We start from the raw sequence: 5,750 nt of genomic DNA on the forward strand, positions 1-5,750 counted from the left end.
ACCTGGTTCCGGCGGCCCGCGTCGCCCATGTCGGTCTCTACCGCGATCACGAAACGCTGGAAGCGGTCGAATATTTCTTCAAGGCGCCGAGCGATCTCGCCGACCGGCTGGTGATCGTCGTCGATCCGATGCTGGCCACCGCCAATTCGGCGATCGCGGCGATCGACAAGCTGAAAGAGCGCGGCGCCACCAACATCCGTTTCCTTTGCCTGCTGGCGGCGCCCGAAGGCATCGAACGCTTTCTCAAGGCGCATCCGGACGTTCCCGTCTTCACCGCTTCGATCGACCGCCAGCTCAACGAGAAGGGCTACATCATGCCCGGCCTCGGCGACGCCGGCGACCGCATGTACGGGACCAAGTAATACCAGGCAAAGTCACCTGGTGCGATTTACCAAACGTTTACGCAAAGGCGCGGTTTTGGCGCGCGTTAAAGCGGCAAACACCATCCGGGTCTAACGATCGGCTGTCACTACGGCGCCGCGCGTCCATTTCGGACGCGCAAAGGACGCTGTAGCATTTTGATTTGCGCGTGAGCCTTTCGGAAATCGATCCCGATTTCCGGGGTCATGCGGCGAGGCCGATCCATGCTGCGCAAACTTCTGATCCTCGCCGTTTTCGCCGGTTCATCGGCATCGATACCGATTGTGTACCAGTCCAATCCGCAACTCGTCGAAAACCTGCTGAGGTCGGCGGTGCCGGGCAAACAAGCGGTCGAAGCCCAACCAGACGTCAATCTGGCATCGGTGCCCAACAAGCCCGCGGCACCGCTGCCGATGGGCCGCAAGGTGGTCGTCGCGGCAGACGAGCGCGGACATTTCTCATCGGCTTTCAAGTTCAACGGGCGCCAGGTCGACGGCATGATCGACACCGGCGCCACGCTGGTCGCCATCAACATGTCGACGGCACGCCGAATCGGCTTGTCGCTGAATGCTTCGGACTTCAGCCACGAGGTCAACACGGCCAACGGCACCATCAAGGCGGCCGTGGCCATGATCGACCGCCTGCAGATCGGCAACATCACGGTCAATGACGTCCAGACCATCGTGCTCGACGACAGGGCGCTGCGCACCAATCTGATCGGCATGAGCTTTCTCAACCGGCTCGACAAATACCAGGTCGAGAACGGCACGCTGCTGCTCGTCCAGTAAGGCTATTCGTTTTCCGCAATTTCCAAGGGAAAGCGCTATGCGCTTTCCCGGGAAAACCGGTCCACCACTTTTCCTGGAATTGCTTCAGCCGCGCGGCAGAATCCGCCGGATGACCGACTTGTCGGCGGGCGGCTTCGAGGCGCCGACCGTATAGGCCGAAAGCACGGTAGCCGCGGCGGCCTCGGCATCGGCCGATGAGCGGGCATGGATCAGCGCCAGCGGCTCGCCGATCCCAACCTCCGCACCGACCGGCAACAACCTGGTGATGCCGACCGCGGGGTCGATCTTGTCGTCCGGCCGCGTGCGCCCACCTCCCAGGCCGACCACGGCGAGCCCGATATCGCGGGTGGCGATGCCGGTGACGAAGCCGTTTGCGGTCGCGTTGACGGCAAATTCGATCGCCGCCGCTGGCAGATACTTTTCCGGTTTCTCGATGAAATCGGCGGGGCCGCCAAGCGCGGCCACCATGCGTGCGAAGGTGGCGGCGGCGCGGCCGCTGGCGAGTGTCTCGGTGGCGCGCCGCATGCCATCCTGGTTGGACGACACCAGCCCGGCCGACTGCAGCATTTCGGCGGCCAGCGCCAGCGTCACGTCCTCGAGCCGACGGTCACGATACCGGCCGGTGAGGAAATCAACGGCGTTGCGCACCTCGACGGCGTTGCCGGCGGCCGACGCCAAGGGCTCGTTCATGCCGGTGATCAACGCCGAAGCCTTTAGTCCGGCGCCGTTGGCGATCTCAACCAGGCTGTTGGCGAGTGCGGTGGCGTCGCGCGATTTTTCCATGAAGGCGCCGTTGCCGACCTTGACGTCGAGCACCAGCGATTGCAGCCCGGCCGCCAGCTTCTTCGACAGGATCGAAGCGGTGATCAGCGGCACCGATTCGACCGTGCCGGAGACGTCGCGGATCGCGTAGAGCCGTCGATCGGCGGGCGCGAGGTCGGCGGTCTGGCCGATGATGGCACAGCCTGTTTCGAGCACCGCCTTGCGAAACAGCGCTACATCGGGCTGGCTGATGTAGCCGGGAATGGCATCCATCTTGTCCAGCGTGCCGCCGGTGTGGCCAAGGCCGCGGCCCGAGATCATCGGTACATAGGCGCCGCAGGCGGCGACGATCGGCGCCAGCATCAGCGAGACATTGTCGCCGACGCCGCCGGTCGAATGCTTGTCGGTGACCGGGCCGGGCAGGTCCGACCAGTCGAGCACATCGCCGGAATCGCGCATCGCCAGCGTGAGCGCCACGGCCTCGTCGCGGTTCATGCCGTTGAAGAACACCGCCATGGCGAAGGCGCCGGCCTGGCCATCGGTGACGGCGCCCGACGTCACGCCCGCGACGAAGCCGGCGATCTCCTCTTCCGACAGCCTGAGGCCATCGCGCTTGCGGCGGATGATTTCCTGGGGAAGCATCAGATCTCCAGCAGTCCGTCGCGGAACACGCGTTGCAGGATCGTCGCCAGCCGCGCGCCACCGACCGGGGCCATGTCCTTGGTCTCCTGGTGCGAAAGCTCGGCCCCGGTCATGCCGGCGGCCAGATTGGTGATGACCGAACAGGCGGCGACGCGCAGTCCTAGGAAGCGGGCGAGAATGACCTCCGGTACGGTCGACATGCCGACCGCATTGGCGCCCATGATGCGCGCCATGCGGATCTCGGCCGGCGTTTCGAAGCATGGACCGGAGAACCACATATAGACGCCCTTGTGCAGGGTGGTGCCGGTCGCATTTGCCGCCCGTTCGATGGCCTGGCGGATGCCGGCATCATAGGCTTCAGTCAGGCCGACGAAACGCCGGTCGCTTGGTTCGCCGATCAGCGGATTGGTGCCCGAGAAATTGATGTGGTCCGATATCAGCATTACCGAGCCAGGCGGCATGTCCGGATCGACCGAGCCGGCGGCATTGGTGAGGATCAGTTTCGTGATGCCGATGCCGGCAAGCACTTCCAGCACCGGCCGCATCGCCGCGGCGTTGCCGTGCTCGTAGTAATGGGCGCGGCCCGACAGCATCAGCACCGGCACGCCGGCAAACAGCCCTGCCACCACTTCGCCGGCGTGCCCGGTGACACCGCTTCTGGGAAAACCGGGCAGGTCGGCATAGGAGATGCGGATCGGGTCCTCGATCTGGTCGACCAGACCGCCGAGGCCCGAACCGAGCACCAGGGCCGTGGCCGGCGCCAGGCCGTCCAGCCTTTCGACGAGATGATCCAGGGTTTTTTCCGTCATCGCTGCCAGCTGTTCATTTGAGCCCGTTGTTCATTTCAAAATATCGCCGCGGAAACCGTAAGGCAGCATGTCGCCCATGGTCACGGTCTCGGCCACACCTGCATTGTCGCAGAGATAGAGCTTTGTTTCCGGCCGGCAGAATTCGGCCAGCCGCTGCCGGCAGCCGCCGCAAGGCGAGCATTTCGCCATGCGTTCGGCGATGACGGCGATTTCCACGATCTTGCCGCCGCCGCCCATGATGTAGTGGCCGAGCGCCGTGGTCTCGGCGCACCAGCCTTCCGGATAGGAGGCGACTTCGATGTTGGCGCCGGTAAAGACGCGCCCGTCCTCGGTGCGCAAGGCAGCGCCGACCGGAAACTTAGAATAGGGCGCGTAGGCCTTGGCCATGGCGGCCTTGGCGGCCTCGAACAGATCATGCGACATTCAGGTGTTCTCTCCGATGATCGTGTTCAAAACCCGGCGCAAAGCCGACCTGCCGCTCAACGTTCCTTGACATAAGGTACGCCGCCGGCGCGTGGCGGGATTGCCTTGCCGATGAAGCCGGCGAGCAGGATGACGGTGAGGATGTAGGGCAGCGCCTGCATGAACTGCGCAGGCACCTTGCCGATGATGGGCAGCGGTGATCCCTGCAGGCGGATCGACGCCGCGTCCAGGAAGCCGAACAGAAGGCAGGCGAACATGGCGTTGACCGGCTTCCACTTGGCAAAGATCAAGGCTGCCAGCGCGATATAGCCCTTGCCGGCGGTCATGTCCTTCACGAAGCCGCCATTTTGCACCATCGACAGGTAGGCGCCGGCAATGCCGGTGAGGATGCCGGTGCAGATCAGCGCCCTGTAGCGCAGCCAGGCGACCGATATGCCGGCAGTATCGACGGCGGCCGGGTTCTCGCCTACGGCGCGCAGCCTGAGGCCAAAACGGGTGCGAAACAGCACCCACCAGGTGAACGGCACCATCAGGAAGGCAAGATAGACCAGGATCGAGTGGCCCGACAGGAGCTCGGCATAGATCGGTCCGATGATCGGAACGCCGCGGATGGCCTCGGCGCCCGGCAAGGTGATGGCCTCGAAGCGCTCGCCCGGTTGCAGCGCCGGCGTGCGCCCGCCCTGCTGGAACCAGGCCTGGCCGAGGATGATGGTCGAGCCGGCGGCGATGAAATTGATCGCCACGCCGGAGACGATCTGGTTGCCGCGATGGGTGATCGAGGCAAAACCGTGGATCATGGCAAAGGCGACCGAGATCAGGATCGCCATGCCGAGGCCGAGAAAGGCCGAATGGAACACGGAAGCGGCGGCCGCACCGGCGAAGGCGCCGACCAGCATCTTGCCTTCGAGACCGATGTCGAAGATGCCGGCGCGTTCCGAATAGAGGCCGGCGAGGCAGGCAAGCAGCAGCGGCACCGAAAGGCGGATGGTGGAGTCCAGTGTCTGGATGATCGCGTTGAACACATCCATCTCAGGCACCTTTCCCCTTGACCGCTTCCATGCCCACCGATCGCGGACTGAACGAGGCGAACAGCGCCTGGATGTAGGGCCGGAACATGTGCTCGAGGGCACCGGCAAACAGGATCACCAGGCCTTGAATGATGACGATCATGTCGCGGCTGATCGCCGGCATCTCGAAGGCGAGTTCGGCGCCGCCCTGGTAGAGCATGCCGAACAGGATCGCCGCCAGCACGATGCCGACAGGGTGCAGGCGGCCCATCAGCGCCACGGCGATGCCGACGAAGCCGGCGCCGGAAACGAAGTCGATGGCGACATTGTGCTGATCGCCCATCACCGGATTGAGTGCCATCATGCCGGCCAGCCCGCCCGAGATCATCATGGCGGTGATGATGATGCGGGTTTCGGAGATGCCGGCATAGCGTGCCGCTTTCGGGCTGTGACCGTAGGTGCGCATTTCATAGCCGAGCTTGGTGCGCCAGATCAGCAGCCAGACCAGGAAGGCCATGACCAGCGCCAGCAGGAAGGTGACATTGAGCGGCGCCGAACGGATCTTGGCGCCGAACAGCTCGATGATCCAGTTGAGCTTGGGCAATTCCGCGCCGGCGAGGAAGTTACGCGTCTGCGGCGCTTGCGAGGCGGCTGGCTTCAACGGGCCGACCAGCAGGTAAACCATGATCGAGGCGGCGATGAAGTTGAACATGATGGTGGTGATGACGATGTGCGAGCCACGCTTGGCCTGCAGATAGGCCGGGATGAGCGCCCACAATGCGCCGACCGTCGCCGCAGCAATGATCGCCAGCGGGAAGGTCAGCCACCATGGCAGTGTGCTGTCGAAGCTCAGGCAGACGATGGCGATGCCGAGGCCGGCGATGTAGGCCTGCCCTTCGGTGCCGATGTTGAACAGGCCGCAATGCGCGGCCACCGCCACCGAAAGCCCGGTGAAGATG

7 protein-coding genes are annotated in these 5,750 nt (G+C 64.3%); 2 read left to right on the plus strand and 5 right to left on the minus strand.

Going from position 1 to position 5,750, the window contains the following annotated elements:
• Together upp and EN893_RS15785 are read left to right on the plus strand one after the other, a co-directional pair.
• Positions 1 to 362 (plus strand): uracil phosphoribosyltransferase (gene upp, locus EN893_RS15780; RefSeq protein WP_128361634.1); only part of this gene is annotated, 362 nt, incomplete at its 5' end.
• A gap of 222 nt (positions 363 to 584) precedes the next feature.
• Positions 585 to 1,148: a TIGR02281 family clan AA aspartic protease gene (locus EN893_RS15785; protein WP_127266928.1), complete on the plus strand. Its 564-nt coding sequence runs from the start codon at positions 585 to 587 to the stop codon at positions 1,146 to 1,148.
• 84 nt (positions 1,149 to 1,232) lie between these two features.
• Here the strand turns inward: EN893_RS15785 and deoA are convergent, their stop codons facing one another.
• The 5 genes from deoA to EN893_RS15810 all read right to left on the minus strand — a co-directional run.
• Positions 1,233 to 2,552, minus strand: a complete 1,320-nt coding sequence (deoA, locus tag EN893_RS15790; RefSeq protein WP_127266927.1) for a thymidine phosphorylase — start codon at positions 2,550 to 2,552, stop codon at positions 1,233 to 1,235.
• Positions 2,552 to 3,361, minus strand: a complete 810-nt coding sequence (locus EN893_RS15795) for a purine-nucleoside phosphorylase (protein ID WP_127266926.1) — start codon at positions 3,359 to 3,361, stop codon at positions 2,552 to 2,554. Before EN893_RS15795 ends, deoA begins: the two co-directional genes overlap by 1 nt.
• A 30-nt stretch (positions 3,362 to 3,391) precedes the next feature.
• Positions 3,392 to 3,784, minus strand: a complete 393-nt coding sequence (gene cdd, locus EN893_RS15800; protein ID WP_127266925.1) for a cytidine deaminase — start codon at positions 3,782 to 3,784, stop codon at positions 3,392 to 3,394.
• Positions 3,785 to 3,840: 56 nt separating this feature from the next.
• Positions 3,841 to 4,812 carry an ABC transporter permease gene (locus EN893_RS15805; protein ID WP_127266924.1) on the minus strand — a complete coding sequence of 324 codons (972 nt, stop codon included), beginning with the start codon at positions 4,810 to 4,812 and terminating at the stop codon, positions 3,841 to 3,843.
• Between the two features lies 1 nt (position 4,813).
• Positions 4,814 to 5,750: ABC transporter permease (locus EN893_RS15810; protein WP_164900908.1), on the minus strand; the 937-nt coding region annotated here is incomplete at its 5' end.

Origin of the sequence: Mesorhizobium sp. M7A.F.Ca.CA.004.04.2.1 (genome assembly GCF_004022825.1) — a bacterium.
Classification (GTDB): domain Bacteria; phylum Pseudomonadota; class Alphaproteobacteria; order Rhizobiales; family Rhizobiaceae; genus Mesorhizobium.

Excerpts from the sequence above, each read along its gene's own strand:
- EN893_RS15785 (WP_127266928.1), top strand. The coding sequence starts at position 585 with ATGCTGCGCAAACTTCTGATCCTCGCCGTTTTCGCCGGTTCATCGGCA.
- deoA (WP_127266927.1), bottom strand. The coding sequence starts at position 2,552 with ATGCTTCCCCAGGAAATCATCCGCCGCAAGCGCGATGGCCTCAGGCTG.
- EN893_RS15795 (WP_127266926.1), bottom strand. The coding sequence starts at position 3,361 with ATGACGGAAAAAACCCTGGATCATCTCGTCGAAAGGCTGGACGGCCTG.
- cdd (WP_127266925.1), bottom strand. The coding sequence starts at position 3,784 with ATGTCGCATGATCTGTTCGAGGCCGCCAAGGCCGCCATGGCCAAGGCC.
- EN893_RS15805 (WP_127266924.1), bottom strand. The coding sequence starts at position 4,812 with ATGGATGTGTTCAACGCGATCATCCAGACACTGGACTCCACCATCCGC.